Origin of the sequence: Pantoea sp. LMR881, assembly GCF_027157825.1 — a bacterium.
GTDB lineage: Bacteria > Pseudomonadota > Gammaproteobacteria > Enterobacterales > Enterobacteriaceae > Pantoea > Pantoea haifensis.
The window spans coordinates 140567-165128 of the sequence record NZ_JAPVOK010000003.1; the positions used below are offsets into that span (position 1 = coordinate 140567).

15 protein-coding genes and 12 pseudogenes are annotated in these 24562 nt (G+C 52.6%); 11 read left to right on the forward strand and 16 right to left on the reverse strand.

Annotated elements, in window-relative coordinates; all coding sequences use genetic code 11:
• Positions 1-7 precede the first annotated feature (7 nt).
• The 4 genes and pseudogenes from O3W44_RS20320 to O3W44_RS20335 all read right to left on the reverse strand — a co-directional run bounded on the left by O3W44_RS20320 (position 8) and on the right by O3W44_RS20335 (position 4310).
• Positions 8-388, reverse strand: coding sequence for a 5-carboxymethyl-2-hydroxymuconate Delta-isomerase (locus O3W44_RS20320; protein WP_269294497.1), 381 nt, complete (start codon positions 386-388; stop codon positions 8-10).
• Positions 389-441: 53 nt separating this feature from the next.
• Positions 442-1515, reverse strand: a complete 1074-nt coding sequence (gene hpaD / locus O3W44_RS20325) for a 3,4-dihydroxyphenylacetate 2,3-dioxygenase (RefSeq protein ID WP_269294498.1) — start codon at positions 1513-1515, stop codon at positions 442-444.
• Between the two features lie 59 nt (positions 1516-1574).
• Positions 1575-3029, reverse strand: a complete 1455-nt coding sequence (gene hpaE, locus O3W44_RS20330) for a 5-carboxymethyl-2-hydroxymuconate semialdehyde dehydrogenase (RefSeq protein ID WP_269294499.1) — start codon at positions 3027-3029, stop codon at positions 1575-1577.
• Positions 3026-4310 (reverse strand): annotated as a pseudogene (locus tag O3W44_RS20335) (fumarylacetoacetate hydrolase family protein). Before O3W44_RS20335 ends, hpaE begins: the two are co-directional and overlap by 4 nt.
• A gap of 342 nt (positions 4311-4652) precedes the next feature.
• Here O3W44_RS20335 and hpaR point away from each other — a divergent pair.
• Complete coding sequence (gene hpaR, locus O3W44_RS20340; protein WP_269294500.1) at positions 4653-5102, forward strand: homoprotocatechuate degradation operon regulator HpaR; 450 nt, start codon at positions 4653-4655, stop codon at positions 5100-5102.
• 357 nt (positions 5103-5459) lie between these two features.
• Complete coding sequence (locus tag O3W44_RS20345; protein WP_269294501.1) at positions 5460-6125, forward strand: helix-turn-helix domain-containing protein; 666 nt, start codon at positions 5460-5462, stop codon at positions 6123-6125.
• Between the two features lie 27 nt (positions 6126-6152).
• Here O3W44_RS20345 and O3W44_RS20350 read toward each other — a convergent pair.
• A pseudogene (locus O3W44_RS20350) lies at positions 6153-7636 on the reverse strand (aldehyde dehydrogenase family protein).
• A 237-nt stretch (positions 7637-7873) separates the two neighbouring features.
• On the opposite strand from O3W44_RS20350, the gene O3W44_RS20355 reads away from it, so the two are divergent.
• On the forward strand, positions 7874-8983 hold the full coding sequence (locus O3W44_RS20355) for a class II histone deacetylase (protein WP_269294503.1): 1110 nt from the start codon (positions 7874-7876) through the stop codon (positions 8981-8983).
• Positions 8984-9250: 267 nt separating this feature from the next.
• Here the strand turns inward: O3W44_RS20355 and O3W44_RS20360 are convergent.
• Both O3W44_RS20360 and O3W44_RS20365 read right to left on the reverse strand, forming a co-directional pair.
• Positions 9251-10644: pseudogene (locus O3W44_RS20360) on the reverse strand (APC family permease).
• A 149-nt stretch (positions 10645-10793) separates the two neighbouring features.
• On the reverse strand, positions 10794-11624 hold the full coding sequence (locus tag O3W44_RS20365) for a helix-turn-helix domain-containing protein (protein WP_269294505.1): 831 nt from the start codon (positions 11622-11624) through the stop codon (positions 10794-10796).
• Positions 11625-11851: 227 nt separating this feature from the next.
• Between O3W44_RS20365 and O3W44_RS20370 the strand changes: the two are divergent.
• From O3W44_RS20370 to O3W44_RS20390, 5 genes and pseudogenes are all read left to right on the forward strand, one after another.
• A pseudogene (locus O3W44_RS20370) lies at positions 11852-12988 on the forward strand (tyramine oxidase subunit B).
• 24 nt (positions 12989-13012) lie between these two features.
• Positions 13013-13434, forward strand: a pseudogene (locus O3W44_RS20375) (RidA family protein).
• A gap of 16 nt (positions 13435-13450) precedes the next feature.
• On the forward strand, positions 13451-13732 hold the full coding sequence (locus tag O3W44_RS20380) for an FAD-dependent oxidoreductase (RefSeq protein WP_269294587.1): 282 nt from the start codon (positions 13451-13453) through the stop codon (positions 13730-13732).
• Positions 13627-14387, forward strand: a pseudogene (locus tag O3W44_RS20385) (NAD(P)/FAD-dependent oxidoreductase). Before O3W44_RS20380 ends, O3W44_RS20385 begins: the two are co-directional and overlap by 106 nt.
• A gap of 56 nt (positions 14388-14443) precedes the next feature.
• Positions 14444-14743, forward strand: coding sequence for an NAD(P)/FAD-dependent oxidoreductase (locus O3W44_RS20390; protein ID WP_269294605.1), 300 nt, complete (start codon positions 14444-14446; stop codon positions 14741-14743).
• 307 nt (positions 14744-15050) lie between these two features.
• Here the strand turns inward: O3W44_RS20390 and O3W44_RS20395 are convergent, their stop codons facing one another.
• The gene (locus O3W44_RS20395; RefSeq protein WP_269294508.1) at positions 15051-15299 is read right to left on the reverse strand and encodes an AAA family ATPase; all 249 of its coding nucleotides are present in this window, start codon (positions 15297-15299) and stop codon (positions 15051-15053) included.
• Between the two features lie 53 nt (positions 15300-15352).
• Positions 15353-16307: pseudogene (locus tag O3W44_RS20400) on the reverse strand (Rpn family recombination-promoting nuclease/putative transposase).
• Positions 16308-16484: 177 nt separating this feature from the next.
• Here O3W44_RS20400 and O3W44_RS20405 point away from each other — a divergent pair.
• Positions 16485-16964, forward strand: a pseudogene (locus O3W44_RS20405) (DUF2913 family protein); the annotation flags it as partial.
• Positions 16965-17829: 865 nt separating this feature from the next.
• Positions 17830-18324, forward strand: coding sequence for a hypothetical protein (locus O3W44_RS20410; protein WP_269294510.1), 495 nt, complete (start codon positions 17830-17832; stop codon positions 18322-18324).
• A gap of 596 nt (positions 18325-18920) precedes the next feature.
• Here O3W44_RS20410 and O3W44_RS20420 read toward each other — a convergent pair.
• The 6 genes and pseudogenes from O3W44_RS20420 to O3W44_RS20445 all read right to left on the reverse strand — a co-directional run bounded on the left by O3W44_RS20420 (position 18921) and on the right by O3W44_RS20445 (position 22751).
• A pseudogene (locus O3W44_RS20420) lies at positions 18921-20232 on the reverse strand (MFS transporter).
• Positions 20225-20860, reverse strand: a complete 636-nt coding sequence (locus tag O3W44_RS20425) for a DUF4286 family protein (protein WP_269294599.1) — start codon at positions 20858-20860, stop codon at positions 20225-20227. The pseudogene O3W44_RS20420 and the gene O3W44_RS20425 overlap by 8 nt, the downstream one beginning before the upstream one ends.
• Positions 20860-21840 (reverse strand): annotated as a pseudogene (locus O3W44_RS20430) (amidase family protein). The gene O3W44_RS20425 and the pseudogene O3W44_RS20430 overlap by 1 nt, the downstream one beginning before the upstream one ends.
• Before the next feature lie 31 nt (positions 21841-21871).
• Positions 21872-22198 carry an amidase family protein gene (locus tag O3W44_RS20435; RefSeq protein ID WP_269294588.1) on the reverse strand — a complete coding sequence of 109 codons (327 nt, stop codon included), beginning with the start codon at positions 22196-22198 and terminating at the stop codon, positions 21872-21874.
• A complete protein-coding gene (locus tag O3W44_RS20440) occupies positions 22195-22446 on the reverse strand; it encodes a DUF2848 family protein (RefSeq protein ID WP_269294589.1) in 252 nt (83 codons plus the stop codon). The genes O3W44_RS20435 and O3W44_RS20440 overlap by 4 nt, the downstream gene beginning before the upstream one ends.
• The gene (locus tag O3W44_RS20445; RefSeq protein WP_269294590.1) at positions 22404-22751 is read right to left on the reverse strand and encodes a DUF2848 family protein; all 348 of its coding nucleotides are present in this window, start codon (positions 22749-22751) and stop codon (positions 22404-22406) included. Before O3W44_RS20445 ends, O3W44_RS20440 begins: the two co-directional genes overlap by 43 nt.
• Positions 22752-22996: 245 nt before the next feature.
• Between O3W44_RS20445 and O3W44_RS20450 the strand changes: the two are divergent.
• A pseudogene (locus O3W44_RS20450) lies at positions 22997-23664 on the forward strand (GntR family transcriptional regulator).
• A 121-nt stretch (positions 23665-23785) separates the two neighbouring features.
• Here the strand turns inward: O3W44_RS20450 and O3W44_RS20455 are convergent.
• Positions 23786-24561, reverse strand: a pseudogene (locus tag O3W44_RS20455) (transporter substrate-binding domain-containing protein).
• Position 24562: the final 1 nt, after the last annotated feature.

Genomic DNA, 24562 nt, shown 5'->3' on the forward strand with positions numbered 1-24562 from the left:
AGCTTCCTCAGCGGAACAGCGCGTGAACATTATTTTGTTTAAAATTCAGCACCGGGTGCAGCTCTTCCACCGCCAGCGACAGCGCGAGATAGCGTTCGCCGCTGAGCGCGGCGAAATGCGCTTTGATTAGCTCGAACAGCGCCGCCATCACCGGCTGCAGTTCCTCCAGCGCGCGACCCTGGCCGATCTTCAGGGTCATATGCACAAAGGCAAAATCCTGACTGCCGTCAGCCATCTGCCAGGTGTCAATCCAGTGCGCGCGGCTGCGGATACCGCCCAGTGGAAAGATGCCGCTGTCGGCAAGGTGGCGATTAACGCGAGTAAACAGGCCTGGCAGATCGGCCTGTTCACGGATGTTTTCCGTACATTCGGCGATAAAGTGGGGCATGGGAGGCTCCGGAAGAAAACGCGGCTGCGGCAGCCAGAGCCGCAGCCTGCGGATTACAGGGTATTGCCGAGCTTATAGCCCGCCTGTTCATCACCCTTGCGGGTGTAAGAAAAACCGTCTGCGCCGATGGTGACTGCCATTTCGCTGGCCTGCTCACGCTCGCGCACCGGCTGCGGCTGGCCATCCAGACCCAGCACCAGTGAACCGTCGGTGTACCAGCTCGGAACTACTGGCGTGCCCCACCAGTCGCGGCGCTGGTTATCGTGCACGTCCCAGCTCACCACCGGGTTATCAGGATCTCCGGTGTAATAGTCCTGGGTATAAATCTCGATGCGGTGCCCGTCAGGATCGCGAATGTAGAGGTAGAACGCGTTCGATACGCCGTGACGACCCGGGCCGCGCTCGATCATGTCAGACTTACGCAGCGCGCCCAGCTTGTCGCAGATTGCCAGAATGTTGTGCTTTTCATGGGTCGCGAAAGCGATATGGTGCATGCGCGGACCTGCGCCGCCGGTCATAGCGGTATCGTGCACGGTCGATTTACGACGCATCCAGGCAGCGTAAACGGTGCCCTGATCATCGCGAATATCTTCCGTAACGCGGAAGCCCAGTCCTTCGATATACTCCACCGCGCGCGGCACGTCCGGCGTAATCTGGTTGAAGTGGTCGAGACGTACCAGCGCGCCCGGAGTATAAAGTTCGTAACGCCAGGCCAGGCGTTCGACGTGCTGCACGTCATAAAAGAATTCATAAGGGAAGCCGAGCGGATCTTCGACGCGCACCGCGTCGCCGATGCCTTTAACGAAGCCGTTGACACGGCGTTCGGTTTTGCAGCCGAGCGCCTTGTAATAAGCCTCAGCGCGATCGACATCTTCCGGGCTGCGCACGCGAAAAGCGAAGGCGGCTACGGCGGCCACGGGGCCTTCGCGCAGCACCACATTGTGGTGGATAAATTCCTCCAGCGAACGCAGATAAAGCGTTTTGTCATCCTCAGCCGTGACGTGTAGGCCGAGGATATCGACATAAAACTCACGAGAGGCTTTCAGATCGGTGACCTGAATTTCCATATAGGCGCAGCGCAAAACATCCGGCGCGGGCAGGGTGGCGGTTAATTTTTTCGTCGTCATTGTTATCTTCTCTCAGGGTAAGAAATGTCCGCTCTGCGCGGCAGAGCGGCGCTGACCGATTACACGCCCCATTTCGGAATGGGATGATCGCCAAATGAAATGCAGACGTTCTTCATCTCAGCAAAGACTTCAAAGCTGTATTCGCCGCCTTCGCGGCCGGTGCCCGACGCCTTCACGCCGCCAAACGGCTGACGCAAATCTCGTACGTTTTGGGTATTGACGAACACCATGCCGGCTTCGATGTTGCGCGCCAGGCGCAGCACTTTGCTGACATCTTGCGTCCAGATATAGGAAGCGAGGCCATACTCAACGTCATTCGCCAGACGCAAGCCTTCAGCTTCATCTTTGAACGGCAGCAGGCAGGCGACAGGCCCGAATATCTCTTCCTGCGCGATGCGCATACGATTGTCGACGTCGGCAAAAACGGTAGGGCGTAGAAAATTGCCATGGCTCAGCCCTTCAGGCTTGTCCGGGCCGCCTGCCAGCAATGTGGCGCCTTCTTCAATGCCGAGACGGATATAACCGGAAACTTTTTCCCAGTGCTGCTGGCTAATCAGTGCGCCCACCTGGGTGGTAGGGTCGGTCGGATCGCCGACACGCAGTCTGTTAGCGCGTTCGGCAAAGCGTTTAACGAATTCCGGATAGATGCTTTGCTGGATAAAGATGCGGGAGCCCGCAGTACAGCGTTCGCCGTTGATGGAGAAAATGGTGAACAGCGCAGCGTCCAGCGCGCGTTCGATATCGGCATCTTCAAATACCAGAACAGGCGACTTGCCGCCCAGCTCCATTGAATACTTTTTCAGTCCGGCGGTTTGCATGATTTTGCGGCCGGTGGCGGTGCCGCCGGTAAAGGAGATAGCGCGCACATCGTGATGACGCACCAGCGCATCGCCGGCGGTATTGCCGTAACCTTGCACGACGTTCAGCACGCCTGCCGGAATGCCTGCCTCCAGCGCCAGCTCGCCAAGGCGATCGGCAGTCAGTGGCGACAGTTCAGACATTTTCAGCACCGCTGTATTGCCCAACGCCAGACAGGGCGCGGTTTTCCAGGTGGCCGTCATAAAGGGAACGTTCCACGGTGACACCAGAGCGCAGGCGCCAACCGGCTGGATCAGCGTGTAGTTCATCATTTTGTCGTCAACCGGATAGGTGCGACCATTCATCTGCTGACAGATTTCGGCAAAAAACTCAAAGTTATGCGACGCGCGCGGGATCAGTACGTTTTTGGTCTGATGAATCGGCAGTCCGGTATCCGCCGTTTCCATCGCCGCAATCTCAGGCACATTTTCATCAATAAGCTCGCCGAGACGACGCATCAGGCGCGCACGCTCTTTCATTGGCGTATTGGCCCATTTTGGGAAGGCATTTTTTGCCGCCTCTACCGCCTGATGGATTTCCTGCTCGCCGCCTGATGCCACTTCAGCCAGCACCTCGCCAGTGGCCGGGTTTAGGGTGGTAAAGTAGTCGTTGCTGGCAATGCTTTTTCCGTTTATCCAGTGATTAATAGTTTTCATTTCCGGCTCTCCTCAAATTCACGCTCGCTCACAATGCGGTTGGTTAAACGGCCCACGCCTTCCACCTCCACTACTACTTCATCGCCCGGCTTTACGTCAGCCAGCCCTTTCGGCGTACCAGTGGCGATCATGTCCCCTGGTTGCAGCGTCATAAATTCGCTCAGGTATTCGATCAGAAAGGGGACATCGAACACCATGTCGCTCGTGGTGCCGAACTGCTTCAGTTCGCCGTTGACCCAGGTTTTCAGCTGCAGGTTCTGCACGTCGGGAACAGCGTCGCGTGGGGTAACATGCGCCAGCAATGGCGTCAGGGTGTCGCGGCTTTTTACGCGCAGGTTGGGGCGGTAGTAATTTTCAAGGTAATCGCGCACCGCATAGTCGTTGCACACCGTGTAGCCCGCGACATAGTCGAGGGCGTCGGCGCGTTTAACGTTGCGCGCGGTTTTACCGATCACTACCACCAGTTCAGCTTCGTAATGCATATATTCGAGGTTGTCCGGACGCACGCTCACGCTGTTGTCGCCCGTCAGAGTGTTGGTGGCTTTAATGAAAATCAGCGGCTCTTCCGGCGCCTTAAATGCCAGCTCGGCGGCATGGTCAGCGTAATTGAGCCCAAGGGCAAACAGCGTGGGATGGTTATCTGGCTGGATCTGCACGGGCTGGCTGTCAGTGAACTGGTTAAGTAATGGGGGCAGGCCCTGCGCTTTTATGGTCACAGTATCGCCCGCGATGACTGGAATACGTTGCTGCGGAGTGCCAAGCAAAATGACATCACCCACCTGCAGCGTGGCGAAATCGCTCAGCGCCGCAATCAACTCCGCCGCGTTGCGATGCAGCTCGGCGGTAGACCAGCTCTGCTTAACGACGCCATTTACTTCAGTCAGGATATCCAGCGCGCTGACGTCGGCCAGAGGGACGACTTCACCAATCGGACAAAATCCATCTCGGCATTTCGCTTTGATGGCCGGACGATAAAAGCTTTCTTCCGCGAGGCTCAGCTCATTGGCCAGCGCGTAACCGGCGATATAGCGCGGCGCATCAACCACAGAGACCTTACGCGCTGTTTCGCCTATTACTACCGCCAGCGTGCCGCCGCTAAAGGTTTGTTGCTTAACAGGCAAAGCGATAGTGTCGCCAGACTGACGCTGTGTATTACGCGGTTTGATAAACCATACGGGCGTTTTCGGCGGGGTTTTGTAAGGGGACTGATGGAATACCTCGTCCCATTTTTTCGGTCTGAGAGCGATGATTTAACGCAACGGCAAAGACGGACCTTTTCATCATATTTCCTTCAGGCAGTTCGGACTGCATCATTCAGTTGTTAATATGTTAATGATCAATTATTAGATCGTGATAGCTGATGAGATCAAGAGGGTGTAAGCGAATGATATTTTTATAAAATTCACACGATAATAAAATAATTTAAAATTAATCAATTAGTTAATTAATGGCGGCACCTATGATTGTTAAATAATTGTTTCATCTTTCGTGATAGCGATCACTTTATTAACTAGTTAATGTTTTAACTTATTTTGGCAGTGTTATTCTTTAATCCTGTGCAGCATCTGTGGCTGTCCCTATACTGACTTCCACTTAAGCCATTCGATGACAAAGTGACGTGATATGCATGATTCTCTGACCATTGCCTTGCTGCAGGCGCGCGAAACAGCGATGGGTTTTTTCCGGCCTGTTCTTAACCGTTATGCGTTGACCGAGCAGCAGTGGCGCATTATCCGCATCCTGGCGGAGCATCGTTCGCTGGATTTCCATGCGCTGGCTCGGCAGGCCTGCATTCTTCGGCCCAGCCTGACGGGCATCCTGACTCGCCTGGAGCGCGATGGGCTGGTCTTTCGCCTGAAGCCGCTGAACGACCAGCGCAAGCTGTTTGCCTCGCTGACGCCGCGCGGCGTCGAAATTTTTCAGCAGGCGAGCCGTGAGATTGATGCCGGCTACCAACAAATCGAGGCGCAGTTTGGCGAGCTTAAGATGGCACAGCTGAAAATTCTGCTGCAGGAGTTCAACACGCTGCAGGGCGATGCCTCTGAGAGGGAGGAACAGGAATTGACGGGCTAAGCCCGCCCTTATTTTCTTTAACATCTCTTTCACCTGCCACCGGGTATGTAGATTGCCTGCCCCTGTGTATACCGCACCGGCTGCGCGAGAGTTATCGTCCTTAAGGTTGAGGGAAAAGTACCAGTATGCTTTACAACTTATTGAATTTATTCTGTTTATATTAATTTAACGCAGAGTCGGGCAGAATTAAAAATTCTGATCAAGCTCCGGTTTCAGAAAAGAGGGCGCTGGCGCAACTGTAAAAAAGCGGTATGTATAGAAATGTTAATTTAATGTTGTTTCACTGCTTTTATGCGCAAACCCTCAGGGCGTTACGCGTAGCGGTGTAGCAGAGATTGCAATGATGAGGAACATAACATGGCGGAGATTGCCTCCATTCAGGCTGATGCCTTTATCTGTCGCTGCCTGGAAAACTTTACTCAACTTATTCCCGGTTCGATCGGTGTGTTTTATCTGGTCAATGAACAGATGATGCCTTATCAGCATGTGCGCTTTGGCATTTCTGACGAGACGCATCAGGCCTATATGCGAGACTTTATCGCTCTCGATCCTTTTCATCCTCAGCGCTATGCGGCTCAGCCGGTCAGCTTCGCTGGTATGGATGACGCATCGCGCAAAACGGCCTACTATCGCCAGTTTATGAAGCCCAACGCGATGGGTGATTCCATTGAAGTCTATGTGCGCAAGAACCGCAAAATCGTGGCGGGGCTCTCTCTGATGCGCGATAAAGTCTATAGCCTGCAGGAGCGAATGCGTCTGCGCGCTATGCTGTCGCTGGTAGAGGTCGCGACCGACGAGCTGATGCCGCATAGCGGAGAGCAACGACTGACGCCAAAAGAGCAACTCATTGTGGATATGATCCGCGAAGGAGCCTGCAACAAACGCATCGCTAGTCAGCTGGATATTTCGCTCTCCACCGTAAAAACCCATCTGCGCAATATCTTTAGCAAAACGCACGCCAGCAACCGCACAGAGCTGCTGCGTAACGTCAATGCCAGCTGGTATGTCGAGCGGGCAAGTTAACGGCGAGCCGAGGCTCGCCGCAGCGGCTCAGTAGCGCACCATTATCGATTTTAGTTCGGTGTAATCATCGATAAACGCGCTACCGAATTCGCGTCCTGAGCCGGATCCTTTGATGCCGCCAAAGGGGACCGCCGGATCGAGGAAGGTATGCATATTGATCCAGACAATGCCTGCTTCCAGGCGCTCGCTGAAACGCAGCGCCTGACTGATATTACGTGACCAGACGCTTGCCGCCAGACCAAAGGGAGAGGCATTAATGGTTTTCAGCGCCTGCTCTGGGTCTTCATAAGCGATAAAACTGCCTACCGGTCCAAACGTTTCCTCTTTCATCAGCGTACTGCTGGCGGATGCCACGCGTACGGCAGTGGGCTGCAGAAAGTATCCGCCTCCAGCTATCGCCTCACCGCCGCAGACTATCTCGTCACCCTCGCGGCGCGCAGTGGCTAGCAAACTTGAAATTTTCTCCAGCTGAGCGCGGTTTGCCAGCGGGCCCATCGCCGTCGTCTCATCCAGCGGCGAACCGATGACGGTGCTGTTAAGACGGAATTTTAGTTCTTCCAGTACCGCATCTATCTTGTCGACGGGAAGCCAGAAGCATTCTGCCGCAGCACAAATTTGCCCCTGATTAAGATACCCGGCCTCCAGAATGCCATTGACCATTTCTGTCACCGAGAGGTCGCCCAGAAACAGCGCGGCATTTTGCCGCCCAGTTCCAGCGTGACGCGCTTACCCTGAGCATTGGCGGCGCGGCTGACTGCATTCCCCGTGGCAACCGAACCAGTAAAGCTCACTTTGGCGCAGGCTTCATGACTGATCAGCGCTGGCCCCAGCTCGCCGCCGGGGCCGTTAACCACATTTATTACGCCTGGCGGAAATCCGCACTCACTTGCCAGCTCCGCCAGCCGCAGCAGCGTCAGCGGCGTATATTCGCTGGGTTTCACTACAACGGTACAGCCGCACACCAGCGCCGCCGCGATTTTCCATACTGCAATCATGATGGAAAAGTTCCACGGCACAATTGCCACTACCACACCCAGCGGCTGACGGCGGGTGAAGGCGGTATATTTTTCGCCAGCAAAAGAGGGCAATGAGACATCCAGCGTCTCACCGTTAATTTTACCAGCCCATCCAGCGAAATAACGTAAGAAGGCGACAGACTGATCCAGTTCAAGCATACGCGCCAGCTGGATAGTTTTGCCTGAACAAATCGTTTCGATCTGCGCAAGTTCCTCACGCTTTTCAGCCAGTTTATCAGCCAGCTTCAATAACAGCGTACCGCGCTGTAGTGTTGGCATATCACGCCAGTTGATAAACGCCTGCTGTGCGCTGCGCATTGCGGCATCCGCCTGTGCCAGGCTGGCGCTATGCAGGGTAACCAGCGGCTCGCCTGTAGCGGGATTGATAACGTCGAAGGGTGCATCCGTCCCCAAAACGGCTTTGCCCTCTATGTAACTTCCATGATCACGGGCAAGAAATGCCGTTACCTCAGCCAGTAATGGAATCTGCGGCATAGAAAACCCTCTTTAAAAGCAGACCAGGCGCGCAATGCGCATTCAGGGTTATCACAGCACGAGACGGCGCTCAGACCTATCAGCCAAAAGAACGAGGCGGAGCAGCTTTGTTCTTTCTCTGAGGCGGCAATGCGTGTAGTTCTTTAGGGCGATGACAACAGGATCGTCAGTGCGATATGAGTAGTAGTTTTCAGCGCGGCCAAAGCCGCTACTGGAAGTGGACTTATGGAGATAAAAATGAATAAAACCGGCTTCTTTTATGATGAACGCTGTTTCTGGCACAGTACTGGCCTGCATGTTGTTACGCTTCCAGTCGGCGGCTGGGTTCAGCCGCCGTCGGGTGCGGCGCATGCCGAAAACCCTGAAACTAAACGACGGTTTAAAAACCTTCTGGACGTCTCAGGTTTGTCATCTCATCTACGCAATATGTCGGCCGCGCCGGCCAGCGAAACCGATCTTTTACGCGTCCATGAGCCTCACTATCTCACGCGCTTCAAATATCTCAGCGATCATGGCGGCGGGCTACTGGGTGACGAGGCGCCGCTGGGGCCGGGAAGCTACGAGATAGCCAGTCTTTCCGCCGGTCTTGCCTGCGCCGCCATCGAGGCGGTTCTGAACGGGGAGTGCGACCAGGCCTATGCCCTGAGCCGTCCGCCAGGGCATCACTGCCTGCCGGACGCTTCAATGGGTTTCTGTTTTCTGGCCAACATTCCGATCGCAATCGAACGCGCCAAAGCGCTCCAGGGTGTGGGTAAGGTCGCTGTTATTGACTGGGACGTTCATCACGGCAACGGAACGCAGCATATTTATTATCAGCGCGGCGATGTGCTGACCATTTCGCTTCATCAGGATGGCTGCTTCCCAGCGGGTTACGGTGGAGAAATGGATACGGGATGCGGTGAAGGCGCTGGTGCTAATATCAATATTCCGCTGATGGCGGGCGCGGGTAATGAGGCCTGGCTTTATGCGATGGATCGCATCGTACTGCCTGCACTGGCACGCTTCAAGCCTGACCTCATTATTGTCGCCTGTGGTTATGACGCCAGCGCCATTGATCCTCTGGGACGGATGCTGTTGCACAGCGAAAGCTATCGTAGCATGACCCGCAAGGTCCAACAGGCCGCCCGCGCGCTTTGCTCAGGCCGACTGGTAATGGTACATGAAGGCGGATACTCCGAAGCCTATGTGCCGTTTTGCGGGCTGGCCGTTATGGAGCAGTTGAGCGGCATTAAAACTGATGTCGCCGATCCGCTTCTTGCGTTTATCGAACAGCAGCAGCCGCGCGACACCTTTAACCGCGTGCAATATGCGTTAATAGATGAGTATGCGCGTAATTTGCAGTTGTAATTATCAGGAGCGCCTCACTAAAGCTAGCTGAAACGCTAACGCCCGCTCTGTTACTTGTGACAAAAACGGACAGGTGAGGTGCTATCTTAATAAAATATGCTATGTCTTGATTTTTATTCTGAGTGGCTGATATACGTTTCACCAGGCAGGGTCTGACAGCAACGTAATAAGGGCTTATCATCACTGACTAACTAATCATTCTGTAAACCTGTTGGGATGGAGAGCCCAGAAAGAGTTTGAATTTCTGTCCAGGCCTCCGGCAAAAAATTATTTTTTATATGCGGCTTTCATACCGCGTTTAAACGACATGCCATATCCTGCCAGCGCGCATCCCACAATAAACCATGGTATCCATTTCACTGCACTGGAATCACTCCCGCTCAGCGATTGCAGATTGTTTACTACAAGAATAATGGTAATGGCCATACACAGCATGGACAGTAACGGAGCCCAAAACACCGTAAACCGACTATGATTGCTGTCAAGACGCTGGAAGAACAGAACGACGGAAGCGGACACGCCTAACTGCAGAATAAGAATGCATAAGGTCGCCACGGCAGAACCAATTGCAAAGATATGGACCATCGGATCGAGTCCCGCACTCCCCATGCCCGCCAGCAGCATTAACATGATGGCACTATGCGCATGGCTTGCATTATGCGGCGTGCCGTTTGTTGGGTGAATTTTACTTAGTTCTTTCCAGATTAATCCATCACGGCTGATACTGAACAGGTAGCGCGATATGTTGTTATGAAAAGCTAACGCTGCGGCAAACAGGCTGGTGATTAATAGTACCGACATGGTTTCAACTGCCCACTGGCCAACATATTGCCGGGTGATGTTGAATACAAAGTTACCGGGATCTTTGCTGGCAATGGCCACAATCTGGTCAAAACCATAGGCCTGCACCAGCGACCAACTGGTGAAGCAGAAGAAACCGGTAATCAGTAGCAGGGCGCAGACGGTAGCCCGTGGAACGGTTTTCTGCGGATCGCGACACTCTTCGGCATAAATAGCAGTGGATTCAAAGCCGATAAATGCCGCAATAGTGAAAATAAACGCAATACCCAGATTACCCTGCATAAATACCGAAGGCTCAAAAGACTCGAAAGTATAAGGGCCGTCTTTTTTACTTAACAGCATCACATCGGTTAACAACACTATGGCTACTTCAGCCAGCATCAACACACCGAGAACTTTTCCGCCTACTTCAACGCGTTTGATACTTAACATCCAGCATATTAAAACAAAGATCATACTTAACCCCCACCAGGGGATATGGAGGGAAAAATGTTCTTCAATAAATAATTTTGTAAAGAAGCCAAGCATAGCCACAATGGCAATCTGGATAGAGATATAAGCCATGACTGCCAATACAGATGCTGATGCACCCCAGTTTTCGCCCATACCTTTGGAGATATAAGTATAAAACGCACCTGCATTGTTCACGTGGCGGCTCATAGCGATGAAACCGACCGCAAAAAACATCAAAATAATGCAGGAGAGAATATAAAAAACTGGAATGCCGCCGCCGTTACCAGAAATAATCGCTACCGGTAAACCGCCTACTACACCAGTCAGTGGCGATGCTGCCGCGACGACAAAAAGACTAAGGAAAACAAACCCAACGTATTCTTGCGTAAGCCGGAATCCGTATTCATCGCCAGTGCCCTCAACAGCTAAGTGAATTTTCTCAGGCAGGAGTGACAGCCTGAGGCAGATAAGGTAGCGGCATCATTTCTCAGCATTGAGGCTGGCAGATAGAAAAAATCGGACAGCGTCACAGTGCAACGCTGCACTCTTTTAGTGCTCAGTGAAAATGAAGGCGATGGAAATAATCTTCATGCCTGATAAGACGCTGATAGTCACACGGCGTGGTGCTGACAAATTTTTTAAACTCGCGCAGGAAGTGGGACTGGTCACTGAATCCAAGATCAAATGCCAGATCGCTGAATGACAACTCCTCTCGTAAGTGAATAGTGTTGATGGCCGACTGGCAGCGCAGAATGCGGCTAAAAGCCTTAGGCGACATACCCGTATCATGGCGGAACTGGCGTTGAATGGTACGGCAGGTATATCCCGTCAAGGCCTCCAGTTGATCAACGCGGATATTGCCATTCAGCCGGCGAATTGTCTGAATAATTACCGACGTCACCGCCGAGGCTTTACGCATCAAGCGCGACGTAAAGTAAGCATTAAACAGCATAATTTGCCGGGAAAAATCCTGTGCCTGCACGATCTGTTCAAACGCTAAACGCGCATCGGGTACTACATCGAGAAAACTGAATTCGCGATCGGGTATCTCTTCTGCCATCACGTCAAGAAAGTCAGGAATTACGCCCGGCGCAAATCTTACGCCGAAATAGCGATGATTATGCTGCATATCTGCGCCACGCGCTTCAAGCGTGGTGCCACACACGCGTGCCTGAGGATTTTCTGCATGACAATCAAAGAGGATATCCACGCAGCCGTCAGGAATAGCCAACGTCATACTGGCATTTTGCGCAACTTCAAAACTATAGAAATGCGATATCGCAGGATTATCTGAGGCTATCAACGAGTAATGCTGAGCTGCATTCATCACAAACCATGGCTGCTCAGGTTGAAATCCTCGGTGGCGATATAAGGGTAGTGAGGTCATGGCAAGCTCCGCTTGGGCTATTTAGTCTCAAGAATGCAAGCTTATGCCACGCCTGCTTTTCGCCATGTCGCAAATATTCAATACAGCTGGACATCTGACGCGCTATTCCTGTTTCACACAGCAAATGCCCCTTGTCCGATAAGTGGCAAAAGCCAGTGAAATTTCTGTTTATGACATTCATTGATACAGCAGGAAATAGACCATAAGAGTGATTGAAGAGGCGACCTATGAATGATTCAACCCGCATCGATTTTATTTACTTGTCAGAGCAAGACATGATTCGAGCTGGCGTGACCGACATGGCCGCCTGTGTGGATACCATGGAAGAGATGTTTGGCCTGCTGTATCACGGCGACTATCGCATGGCAGGCGCAAATAATGATTCGCATGGTGCCATGGTGACTTTTCCAGAAAACTCGCCGTTCCCTACAATGCCAAAACCCACCGCTGACCGGCGCATGATGGCCATGCCTGCTTATTTAGGCGGCAGTTTTGCACGGCAGGCGTGAAGTGGTATGGCTCAAATATCGCTAACCGCGAAAAAGGGCTGCCGCGCTCAATTCTGATGTTCACCCTGAATGATGCCGATACCGGCGCGCCTTTGGCGCACATGTCTGCCAACCTGCTGTCGGCCTACCGTACTGGCGCAGTGCCCGGTGTGGGGGCGCGTCATCTGGCACGCAAGGATTCACGGGTGATTGGTTTGCTCGGACCAGGTGTGATGGGCAAAACCGCTGTTGCAGCGTTTATTGCTGTGTGTCCGCGTATCGACACCATCAAAGTGAAAGGGCGAGGGCAGCCTAGCCTTGATAACTTCCTTACGTGGGTGCAGGAAACCTATCCGCAGATCAAGCAGGTAGAGATTGTCGATACGCTGGAAGAGGTGGTACGCGACAGTGATATTGTCACCTATTGCAGCTCAGGCGAAGTGGGGATCCAGCTACATATCCAGTTGTGAAACGTGAGTGGGTAAAAGGAGGAGCTTTTTGGCAATGCCCGCCTTGTGCAATATCGATGCAGGCATGGAGCAGCCTGACATTCGCAAAGTGCTAGATAATACCGGCCTGTATCACGCCTGGTTCGATGAAGTGCCTAAACCCGCGCATCGCTACATTCCAATTATTGGTGTGCGTTTTATGGACATGTTGGCTGAAGGAAAACTGCAAGCGGAGCAGCTGGAAGACATTGGCAAGATCGTTGCCGGTGATGCGCCTGGACGCCAAAACGATGAGGAGATCATCATTATGTCGGTTGGCGGTATGCCGGTAGAAGATGTGGCCTGGGGCACAGTGTTGTATCGCAATGCTATCGAGAGAGGTATCGGCATAAAACTCAACCTGTGGGAATCACCGGTTTTACGTTAATCAGTTTATTAAAAGAGAAAAATCATGACTACCATCATTAAAGTTAAAACCGGTTCGAAATTTGAAGAGCAAGCGAGCTACTCACGTCTTGTCGCGGTGGATAACTGGATTTATGTGTCAAATACCGCCGGTCGTAACCCGCAGACTAAAGAGATCCCCACAGATTTGCGCGAACAGACGCTGCAGGTTTTGCCAATATTGAAACAGCATTGGCCGCTATTGATGCCACATTGCAGGATGTGGTGTGCTCGCGTGTATTTATTCAAGACCCGGATGATGTCCCCGCCGTGATGGCTATCATCGGCGAGAAGTTTCGCGGTATCAATCCGGCATCAACCGTAACCTGTCCACCGCTGGGATCCACTGTTTATAAAGTAGAGCTGGAAGTGACCGCTTACCGCGGAGCAGGCAAAGCCCAAATTCAGGAAATTAATGTAGCTCTGTAAGGGCGGGAGATGCGCTATGGCACCAGTTATTACGCCAGTCACAACCTCACATGTTATGCCGGATGCTACCACTGTGGTGATCATCGGTGGCGGCATTGTAGGGTTAACGGCCGCTCTGACGCTCGCTGAGCGCAATATTCCGGTAGTCGTCCTGGAGAAAGGGCGCATCGCGGGGAACAGTCGTCACGAAATTTGGGCTGGATCCGTAAAACTAGCCGCGCGCTGGATGATATTCCGCTGGCGCAGGCAGCCGATCGCCTGTGGGCAGAGATGGCAACGCGTGTGGGCTATGATGTAGGCTATCGTCAGGCGGGTATTATGTTTATCGCTCGCAATGAGATGCAGATGGCAATGCATGAAAAGTGGCTCAAGAGCGTCAATACCGCTGGGCTGGACACCCGACTGCTCAGCAATGCCGAAATTGCAGCGCATGCACCTGGCGGCGCAGAAAAATGGGCGGGAGGCATTTTTACCGCATCTGACGGACGGGCAGAACCTACGCTGGCGGCAAGTGCTATTGCGAAAGCCGCTATCGCTAAGGGCGCGTACGTTATAGAGGGTGCGCTGTGCGCGCGTTAGCTACCAGCAATGGTAAAGTCAGCGGCGTGGTGACAGAACGAGGTGAAATTCGATGCGATCAGGTTCTACTGGCAGCCGGTGCCTGGTCACGTCGCTTCTTAGGTAATCACGGCATCGACTTGCCAACACTACCGCTTATTTGCTCAGTAATGCGCACTAAACCGTTACAGGGTCCTGCCAATACCGCAATCGGCGCTCCTGATTTTTCGTTCCGCAAACATCAGGATGGGGGCTTTATTATTACCCAACGAGGTGCGCTGGATGCGCCCTTGACGCTCGATCATCTCTTGATCGGGACGCGCTATCTACCGCAGTTACGTCACGCGCGAGACAATTTGCGGATTTCTTTGGGCAAATATTTCGCAAAGATTTAGCCCTGGCGCGTCGCTGGCGAAGCGATCGGCGTTCGCCCTTTGAGCAAATCCGCACGCTGGATCCACAAGCCAATCCGGCATTGAATAATGAAGCAATGCGTAATTTACGTGCGGCCTGGCCAGTCTTTCAACAAGCCGAAATGGCCGAATCATGGGCAGGAGTGATTGATGTCACGCCAGATTCTAACCCAGTGATTGGCCCGGTGGATGCCATACCGGGATTAACCCTGGCGACAGGCTTCTCTGGCCATGGCTTTGGTACTTCACCTGCCGCTGGACAGCTAGCTGCGGATTTGGTGACTAACCATCCTCCTGTGGTTGATCCAGCTCCTTACAGGTTTGCGCGCCTGCTGTAATGGCAGTTCATAAGCCGCCTGGACTGTATATTTAATTCAAGCGCCTGATGTCTGGTTGACATGCCCTTACTCGACGCATTCATAAATCGCTAGGTGGGGTATTATTTTATGCGCATCCGCCCGTAACCCCATTTTTCTCTATGTAAAACTGGAATAGCGGGATTTATTGATGGTCCGGCTTGAGATTTTTTTGGTTATATAAACCGTATTGCTGGCATGGGAATGATAAGCGTAAGAAAAAATACTGAAGTTTCTTTCAAACAGAGTTTAATACGCTTAATTTAACATAAATAGCATTAAGCGAACTTTACATATAATAGCTAAATGCAGAGGATTGGCTTGGATATGCTTGCTGAGAAAGAAATGCCTTTATGCCCAGCGATTCAACCCGATGTCGGCTGTCGCTCAGTACCAGGTCCAGCGCCAGCAGCATACTGCTCTTGCCGGACTCGTTATCGCCGATGATCACATTCCTGCCAGGCTGGAAAGAAAAAGACAGCGAAGAACATTTTCTGAAATTTTTGAGACATCTGCTCTCGAAAGGAACCGGGTGCATCAGAAGGCGTATCTGAATACCTGAAAGAGCACTCAGGAAAATGGCTGAGCTGCTCAGTGGTGAATTTGCGCCAGCTCGTCTTCTGTCAGGCCGGTCATCTGCATGACGATACTCTGGTCAAGGCCATTCTGCAGCATGGTTCGTGCAATTTTCAGGGTTGCTTCGCGCTCGCCCTTTTCAATACCTCGCTGCTCGCCAAGCTGAATCCCCTCCTGGCGTCCTTCCATGCGTCCTTTCTCAATGCCCTTCTGCTCGAGCTGCTGTGCGATGGTCATGAGTGCGTCTCCGTGTTGCGGCACACGCTGTGCCAGTTCGCGAACGAAGGCTTCGGAGTCGGCCGACTCTCCCGCCTGCAGTAAATAGTGTATCAGCACTGTCACCTGAGATGAAGAAAGATAGTCCGCCATCAGCAGCGTGGCCAGCCGGTCGGTCAGCGTGGCCATATCGCGCTGGTGGATGTGCTTCTGCAGCAGCGTGAGTGCCGCCATGCTGCGATGATTCATGATGTCATCATCCGGGATGACGGTAATGTCTGTCAGGGGGAAAAGCACTGCCGTAGAGCTTCTCTGCGACTGCCGGATCGTCGAACTCATCCAGCCAGCGGGTGGAGTACGGATACGGGCTGCGTTTTCCGGTATAGAACAGCACGGGTATCACCAGCGGCAGCTTCTTATGACCGGCCTCAAGATGGCGTTGCATGGCAGCTACCGCATAGCGCATCAGGCGAAAGGCCATATGCCGGTCCGGGGAAGACTGGTGCTCGATGAGTACGTGAACGTAGCCGTCTCCGGTGGTAGTCCTCAGACTGTAAATGACGTCGCTGAAGTACTGCCGCAGGTCATCCTCTACGAAAGAGCCAGACTCCAGCTTCAGGGTGCTGAGATCGCAGAGCGCACGCAGCTCTGCCGGGAGGTGAAGCTCCATAAAGTCCCGGGCAATCTCCGGCTGCGTGAGAAACTGCCTGAAAGTCGCGTCGTGAGGCGTTGGCGTGCTGTTTTTCTTCTTCATCCGTGCTGACTCATTAAATGACGCGAACATAATAACATGAGAGCAGAAACGCTGTGCGAGGAACCACTCTTATCAGATGTTCGAAACTGTTTGCGTTAAAATAACCGCTCTGTACGTTTACGGGGAAAATCTGCAGTGTCATTGACAGAAAAGTCTGGTCATCTGGCCTGATGTGCCTTGATCGCACTGGCATTTGCCCGAAAGGACGGAACAGTACGTTCTGCCGCTCAGGAAAATCTTTTCCTCACATGCTGGCTGGCTTTTGCTCAGAAGCAGCGTCGCTTCTCTCGTGATGTCGCTCCCGATATTGACTGGTTGCTGAAACAGGGTCGGCAGTATGGCGTTAATGCGAAGCTGGCTGACAAGCTGGACTATCTATCTGTGGCAATCCCGTTCCGGGACGCTTACGGACAGGATGCTCTCAGTCGCCTTACCTTTGTAATGGAAGCCGCAAAAGATATGGGCTGGATTTACCGGTTGCTCACTGACAGGGAGTGGTCGGGACGTTACGCCGTAAACCTGAATCCCGGTCTGAACAGCATCTGTGTCTCGCAAACCAGTCTGGCCACAGGATTTGACGCCGAAGGCCGTCAGATAAAACCACTGATGGCGCGCCTGACAGGGAGCGTGGCTGGCCTTGAGCAGCTTTTTGACCGCTGAGGATGGAAGCTTGTTGCAGAACGCAATGATGATTTCAAAAACCTTTTTACGCTAGCCGCTGAAAATAATGGATAAATCAATCCATCCACAGAAACGGGCGTGCTGGATAATGTTTAAAATTGCTCAGTAAAACGGCATTTACTGATTACAGTGGATTGTATTTTACGAAGAGATAAGCCACCAAGGGACAGCATAAAGCATCCGCCTTACGTTACGGTGTAACTTCCTGGAAGCTATAGGAGTGCATATTATGGTCAGACGCACTACGACTCCTGTAGCCAGAATTGCTCGGCATGCAGACAGGTCGGTGCTGCCAGACATAAATACTGTTTGTAATCTCAGGCCAGTGGCCACCGCTCCGCATCATACCTGGTCGCTGATATCAGATTATCAAAGAACGGCGATGGTCATAAAAAACTGTCAAAGCTAAACGATATCGCTTCTTTCAGGGATTTTCGAAGCGGCCGCCTCTACTAATCCACTAAAACCGGGCAAGTCTCAACCCAAAACGCACAGGAGAGATGGGCACGGCCGTAGAAAACGCATTCTTACCTCTGACCGATAAACATCGTCATTCTAATACCCGCCATTTAACGGCCTGCCTGGATATCGAAATTAAGACTGTTTTTGAGCTATCCAACACCGGCTTGCATCGCCGGAAACTATCTGAAAACCCTGTCTGGTTTCATTATCAAAAGTAATAAAACTCACTCCATTTTATTTGGTAAATATTTTCTGTAATTCAGAAAATTTGAATCCCGCTCCCTGTCTCAGTGGCGGTTTTTGACGGAAAAATTATAAAAATTCGTATACTGTTCTTCACTAAAGCCTGATGGTACAGGCTTTGTAAGGAGATATTTTAATGGGGCAGTTCAGGGTTTCGCTGGCAGATTTTCGAAATTATTGTTTTAGAGGAAAGCAACAAAACAGCACTAAATTAGAGACAGGACATAATAGTGATTATCAGTATTTTTTTGATGTTCCTAAAAATAAAACTGGTAACCGCATAAATATTATCGGTCATGGTGACAAAGGTGGGATCACTTTTGTTAGTTTAATAAACAAAGTTCAGTCAACTCCTGAAGAGCTTCATAATAAAATCAAGCCAGTAATTCTTGATAACAATATTACAAGCGTTCGGCTTGTTTCCTGCAGGGCAGGTGGGACGGGGTTTGCTGAGGCTTTAGCTAATTGCTCTAACTTACCCGTAAAAGCCTCTCCCGGATCTGTGACTATTTATGAAGCATGCAACGAGCGTTATGTACTGCTCAAAAAGATGGAAAACCCAAAGAGACCAAATGAGCACAAGTTCTTTTGGTTTGAAAAAAGTCCAGTTGATGCCGTTACAAAGAGTTGATTCACACTTTCAGCTTTTATCGTCAGGGATGATAAACACCCCTGAAATCACTGATTTTTTGCTGCCGTAGCGGGTATTATACAGAATTATTATTCACCCCTCTCTTCTTTCTGGCCTGGCAGACGAAGTGATTGAGTTGCATGAGCAAATGCTGAACAGCTTTATCAGCAGAATCAAAAACACACAGACAGAGCGCCTTCAGCAGACCGAAAAGCCGATCCCGGTAAAATTAAAATAATACATCGACGTTGGCCAGGCACTTTCTGAATCCAGTGTTTCAGAAGGAGATCCATGGAGCGCAACAGAAAACATACTGCCATAGACTGACTCTTCCCGATTTCACTGAATGCCGTGCGGGGAAGGCGGCGGTTTTGCCCTGGTGTTGGCTCGCCGCACTTCCTCCGCTGGCGTAACAAAGGTATCGACCACAGCGGAAAGAACTGCACTATGTTGTGTTTCAAATTGTAACGCACCGGTCGTAACAGCCTGCCACTTCGGTTAATGCAGCGGACTATGCCCGCCAGGCGCTGGCACCTGGCAGAATGCGCACGGTCAGAAACCCCCTGAGTACAGGCACTCCTTTGCCATCATCTCTCTCAGTGGGGCCGATGCGCCGTTTCTTTTGCTTTCCACAATGCAACCAGCGTAATCATCAGTGCCAGGCTGACATACAGCGATACCCACAGCGTGCTGCCCGTCTCTTTAAAAAGAGAAGTAATAATCAATGGTGCAAAACCGCCGCCGACGATACCGGCAAGCGTGTAGGCGAGCGACGATCCGGCATAACGCACGTGACTGGGAAATTGCTCGGTAACAAATGCTGCCTGTGGGCCGTACATCATCGCGTGGATCAGCAGCCCGCCTGCGACTGCCAGAACGATCAGTGTGGGTTGTGTGCTGTCGAGAAGTACAAAGAAAACAAACGACCAGACAATAGCCAGGAGGGCGCCGGTGATATAAACCGGCCGGCGTCCCCATTTGTCTGACAGCGCCCCAAACATCGGCACCGTGACAGCATTACCAACCGCTCCCAGCATAGTCGCCATCAACGCCAGTGGGCGCGGCAGATGAAGCACGGTGGTGACATACGTCAGCGTAAAGACCACGACCAGCGCATAAAGCACATCCGAGCCAATACGCGATCCACCGGCGATCAGCAGTTGTTTGGGATAGTTAAAGAACACCTCTTTAAGCGGCGTATGTGTGGTTTTCTTTTCCGCCTGCATCGCAACAAATGTCGGGGTCTCTTCCACACCACGACGCAGCCACAGGCCAAACATCACCAGTAACAAACTCAGCAGAAACGGGATGCGCCAGCCCCAGTCCTGAAACTGATCGGCGCTCATTGCGACCGTTACCAGGGTAATAAAGCCAGTACCAATCAGCGTTCCGCAAGAGGGGCCAACCTGGGCAAACGAGGCATTGCGGCCACGTTTGTCGGCATCACCGTGCTCCATTGACAGCAGAACCGCGCCGGCCCATTCACCGCCGAGTGCAATGCCTTGCACAAAGCGCAGCGCCACCAGCAGAACGGGACTCCAGATCCCCAAACGGCATAGCCAGGAAGCAGCCCCATTAGTGCCGTGGTGATACCCATAATCATCAGCGTAATGATCAGCACGGCCTTGCGACCGGCAACATCACCGAGATGACCAAAGACAAAACCCCCTGACGGGCGTGAAATATAACCCACCGCATAGGTCGAAAATGCCAGAATTGTTCCCACTAAGGGATCGAAGCTGGGAAAAATACCTGATTAAATACCAGCGCAGCCATGATGTTGTAGACGGTGAAGTCATACCATTCCAGCGCCGTGCCTATTGAACTGGCCGCCGCCAGGCGACCTGTTTTTGATTTAGTGCGCTTATCGCTTACCGTCTGATGCAGAGCAGAATCTGTATTAGCCATGGGCCAGCTCCTGTTTAGTTAACTGCCAGCTCAGGGCATAGTGTTGAACATCGCCAGTAAGCCTCTCGGCGGCGGCTGAAGCCAGCCGATCGCAACCTTGTGCGTCACTGCAATGGATAAGCAGCATCGGTAACATCTGGCGGTTATCTTTGCTTTCCATCGGCAATGGCGAACTGAGATCGGTATCGGGTGTGAGCAGACAGGAAGAGATATAGCCGGGCGTTTGGCTGACTTGCTGCTGCCATGCGGTTAATGCAGTAAAATCGACAGCGTTGAGCGTCACCACCGCCAGGTTATTACCTGTGCCTTTGCCATGGATATGCGTGACGGCACTGACCCGGCGCATGGGATTAATCATCTTTTGTAAATTTTTCACTGACCATGCGGTCTGACGGGTAAACGCCGCGTGGTAATCCGCGCTGGTAAAGGCCTCCAGCGAGTCGGTTTCATACAAACCAAGGTATTTACGTTCGGCATGAATTGCCTGATATCGGGTACCGCGCAGGAATCCCGTGATTGCCACACGCTCCTCTACGTGCTCATGGTCATACCACTGGTTAAAATCCGCTTCATCTTCAGCGCCAACGCTGGTCGCAACAAACAACATACCGTGGGGTTGAGTCATCATCATGATCTCCAGTTAAGGGCTGTTTCCACGGCGAGAGACCAGCTGATTAAGCGGGCATCGTCGCCATGAACGGAAGCAAGGCTCAGACCAACCGGCGCGCGACCAGTTTGCTGACAGGGTAACGAGATGGCGCAGCCATCCAGCATGTTAATGACACTGGTGTTACGCAGCATCAGCGCGTTGATCTCCCGGTAACGCTGGGGATCATCCAGTGAGGCAATGGTTGGGGCGATGCAGGGAACAGTGGGCATGATCAACGCATCAAATCCTGCCAGTGCTGCATTAACACGTTGCTGCCAGGCTTCACGCTGCTGACAGAGTTCCGACGCATCCTGTTCAGTAAGATGGCTGCCGCGCTGCACACGCGCCAGCACGTGCGGATCATAAGCATCGGGCTGTGCCTGCGCAGTGCGTTGATGCCACTGCCACGCCTCATAAGCCGTGATGCCGCCACGGGCGTTCATGGCGTTCAGCTCATCCAGCTCACTGAGTGGGATCTCCACAAGGGTGGCACCGGCATGGCGCAAGGCCTTAATGGCAGCGTCCAGGCCTGCGCAACGTCCTGTTCCAGCCCGTCCAAAACGCGGCTCTGCGGAATGGCAAAACGCGCACTGCACAGATCATAGTGTTCTAACGCGAAGCGGTCGTTCAGCGATGACGCTGTCAAGCAACCAGCAGCTACGCACATCGTGGGCGATGACGCCGATGCTGTCGAGTGAGGTGGAAAGTGGCAAGGTGCCCGCCTGGCTGATGCGGTCTGCCGTGGGTTTAAAACCGGTCAGACCGCACAGCGCCGCAGGAATGCGAACCGAGCCGCCGGTATCAGTGCCAATCGCGCCAAGGCACATGCCCTCTGCCACGGCCACCGCCGCGCCAGATGAAGAGCCACCGGGAATACGTTTCTCTGCACGCTGCCAGGATTGGCAGGTGTTCCATAATGCGGATTGATGCCCCAGCCCTGAGAATGCGAATTCGGTCATTGGTCTTACCGACTATCGCAGCCCCTGCGGTTCAGCCTCTCCACCACGCTGGCATTTGCCGTGGCAACCGGCGCATCCGACAACAGGCGGGACCCGCTGTCGTCGCCTCGCCTTCAACGTCGAACAGATCTTTAATGCTGATGGGAAGCCCGTCAATCGTACTCAGCGGATGGTGCGCTTTCCAGCGAACACCTGCCTTATGGGCCTGTTGTGTGGCTTGCGTTTCATAACGGTTTATGAAAACGCACTCGCCCGCTATTTCACGATCGCGTACAGCCTGTAGCGCCGCTGCTGTGAATGCTTCAGGTCCGGATTCGCCTGTCTGTAACTGCTGACTTGCCTGCCAAAGTGTTGTCATTGAGAACTCCTCATGCCACCACCGGCAACGTGCCGGTGCAATAAGCGATGCTCAAGCGTGCGATTCAGCACGGGATCGTGCAGCGCCATACGAAACGCGCTGGCAGGACAAATGCCGCCGATGGCGCCCAGCGTGCCGCAGGACATGGCGAGTCCCTCCTGGGCAGTGCTGCCATTCAGATAGCGGCCGAGCAGCTCTTGCGGCGTCAGAAGTGACGACAGCGTGCCTTGCTTTGATAAACCACCCATTCATCCTGCTCTTTTATCCATGAGGTGAGCGCGAGTGCATCCCAGTGATCACTACTTCGCTCATGCGCCACGCGCTGCGGGCAACCGGCGATACACGCCTGTTTAGAAAGTGCGACGCTGAAGGTTTCCAGATGGCGATCGGTGTGATCGGAAGTCAGAGAGACCCACAGCTCGCCACGATGGCAAAATACGAAGGGTTCAGCTTCACCCGATGTTTCGCTGCCAACGACTTCCAGCCGCTGCTTTTGAGTAAGCTGGTTGGTGGCGACGCGGTAAAAAGCGGCACTGCACCGGGGCAGGCACACCTAACGCTTCAAGTTCCCCTGATGTGGTGCAATACGGCATCCTTATCGGCCTGCCCAGCCCGCAATAATGAAATGCGTGACCTCAACGTCTAGCGTGGTAGCGACAGCGTCGCCTGATGTGAACTGAAGGTGCATGCGTTAATCTCGCTTGAAAAAACACGGTGAAATTTCACAGTGTTTTCAATCTAGCGATTTTCATACCAGTTTTTGTGTAATATGTCGCACAGACAAAAAGGAACGTCGTAATGCGTGAGTCAATGACTGAAAATGTGAACCCCGACAGTTCGGCAAAAACCTTTCGCTGAATGAACAAGCTTATCTGGCGTTCAGACACAGGCTCATTACGCTGCGGTATAAACCGGAGAATATTTAAATACGGCTCAGGTCATGAATGATCTGGAAATGGGCCGCACCCCGGTTAATCAGGCGATTCACCGCCTGGCGACGGAGGGCTGCTGCAAATTATTCCTCGTAAAGGGGTCATGGTTGCCCCGCTGTCGATAGACGATGCACTGGAATTAATCGAGGTGCGGCTGGTGAACGAGACGCTGTGTGTCGAACTTGCCAGCCAGAAGGTCAGTGAGCCGCACCTTCATCAACTGCGCAAGCTGAATCAACAGATTGCCCGTGCGAGCAGGCCCGTAGCAGAGAGGAGATGATGTTGCTGGATCGGGCGTTTCATCAGATGCTGGCGGATATTGCAGGAAACCGGCGGCTCTCCGACATTCTCAGCGTGATCCACGCGCAGGCCAACGCTTCTGGGCAACAACGCTGTCTGATGCTGACCATATGCATGAAGTTATCGCGGAACATAACGAGATTATTGCGGCGCTGGAATCAGGTGATTCGACGTGCTGCCGACGCGGCACGTGCGCACATCTACTCGTTTAAACGCGCCTTGCTTTCGGCCTGATGCGCTGAGTCATTCTCCGGCGGGCGTGGGGATTACCTTGTGCTGCTGACGACCGCTTTTACGGCTGAAAGGCGGTCAGTACTCCCCACGCAGGCATGACGCATGGCTGATCGGGCTGTGCTTACTGACCGGAATAGATATCGAAGCTGAAATAATTTCCGGCCAGTTTTTATAGGTGCCGTCAGCAAGGATGGCGGCAATAGCGCCGTTAAGTTCGTTTTTGAGCGCGTCATCGTTTTTACGCACCGCAATCGCCGACCCGCCAGCAAAAGATCATCATCTTTAAGCGCGCTGCCAACAAAAGCAAAGTCTGCCCCTGCGGCTTACGCAACAGACTGTAATCTGCCATAACCCCCGATAACACAGCGCCATCAAGGCGGCCCACTTCAAGATCCTGCAGCAGATTTTGCGTGCCCTGATAGGGAATAATTTGCACGCCCGCCGCTTGCCAGTGTTTCCAGGGCATACATTTCCTGAATAGAGCCTTGCTCAACGCCAAAGGGTTTTACCTTTTAACGCCTCCGGCAATGAGGAGGATAAAGGTATTTTTTTCTGGCAACAAGGAAAGTCAGGCCGTTGTACAGTTTATTGGTAAAGGATACCTGTTTTCACGTTTTCCGTTATGTTCATCGCCGACAAAATAGCGTCAAAGTTGCGTGCCTGCGGCGAAGGATCAGCGCATCAAAGCCGCCTTCAACAGACACATTTTGCCTTAAGATGCGCACAAATCGCATTACCTAAATCGATATCAAATCCCACCAGCCTGCCGTCACTGTTTTTGGATTCATAAGGGGCGAAGCCGGGATCAACGCCAAAGCGGATCTCTTTTGCCGTTGCCGTTAACACCGGGGAACTGCAGGCCAGAACAAGCAGCGTAATTAGCGTTCTTTTCGTAATA